Origin of the sequence: Pseudomonas sp. W2Oct36 (assembly GCF_041060465.1) — a bacterium.
Taxonomy (GTDB): domain Bacteria; phylum Pseudomonadota; class Gammaproteobacteria; order Pseudomonadales; family Pseudomonadaceae; genus Aquipseudomonas; species Aquipseudomonas graminis_B.
Window position 1 is genome coordinate 1 of sequence record NZ_JAUERW010000045.1, and the last position, 1018, is coordinate 1018.

Below are 1018 nucleotides of genomic sequence, written 5' to 3' on the forward strand. Positions count from 1 at the left end.
TGCAGTGGTCTAATTTCCCCGGACACCTCGATAAGTGGAAAATACATTTATCGAGGTGTCTTTCATGACTAGAAAACGCAACAGGTTTGACGACAGCTACAAATTGGAAGTCGTAAAGATGGTCAAGGATCAGGGGCTGACCGTGCCCCAGGTTTGCCTGGACCAGAATCTCGGTGAGACGGCCGTGCGACGGTGGATCCGCCAATACGACGCTGAACAGTTGGGCCAGGCCGGGATAGGAAATCCGCTGACGGCCGAGCAGAAGCGCATTCGGCAGCTGGAGCAGGAAAACCGGCAGCTCAAAACGGACAACGACATCCTAAAAAAGGCTACCGCCTTCTTTGCCCGCGAACTGAAGTGACGTATCGGCTGGTTCGGCAGCTGCAACAGAAGGCTTATTCGGTGGCGCATGTCTGTCGTCTGCTGAACGTCAGTCGATCAGGGTTTTATGAGGCCCGTAGGCGTGCTCAAGCACCTGCTCCGCTAAGTTGTCCCGTTGTCGCGCAGCTTAAAGCATCGTTTGCGGCCAGTAACGGCTGCTCCGGCAGCCGCTCATTAAGCAAGGCTTTGCGGGCAGAGGGCATGCACGTAGGTCGCTATAAAGTCCGCCGCATGATGCGAGCCAACGGTTTACGCTCAGTCTGGAAGCGCAAGTTTGTGCACACGACTGACAGCAAACATAACTTGCCAATCGCCGAGAATGTGTTGAACCGTCAGTTTGAAATGCAGGCTGCGAACACCGCTTGGGTAGCCGACATTACCTACATACAAACCCGCAGCGGCTGGCTCTACCTGGCCGTCGTGCTGGACTTGTTCTCGCGCAAGATCGTGGGTTGGGCGATGGCCCCCAGCATGCCTGCAGAGCTGGTGTGCAGCGCAATGCAGATGGCCATAGCGCAGCGCCGACCGCCACCGGGCCTGATCGCCCACTCCGATCGCGGCAGCCAATATGCGAGCGCAATCTACAGATCGCTGCTGGCCAGGCACGGCATGCAGCAAAGCATGAGCCGTAAGGGCA

1 pseudogene is annotated in these 1018 nt (G+C 57.1%); it reads left to right on the forward strand.

Annotated elements, in window-relative coordinates:
- Positions 1-64: 64 nt before the first annotated feature.
- Positions 65-1018 (forward strand): annotated as a pseudogene (locus QWI18_RS25690) (IS3 family transposase); the annotation flags it as partial.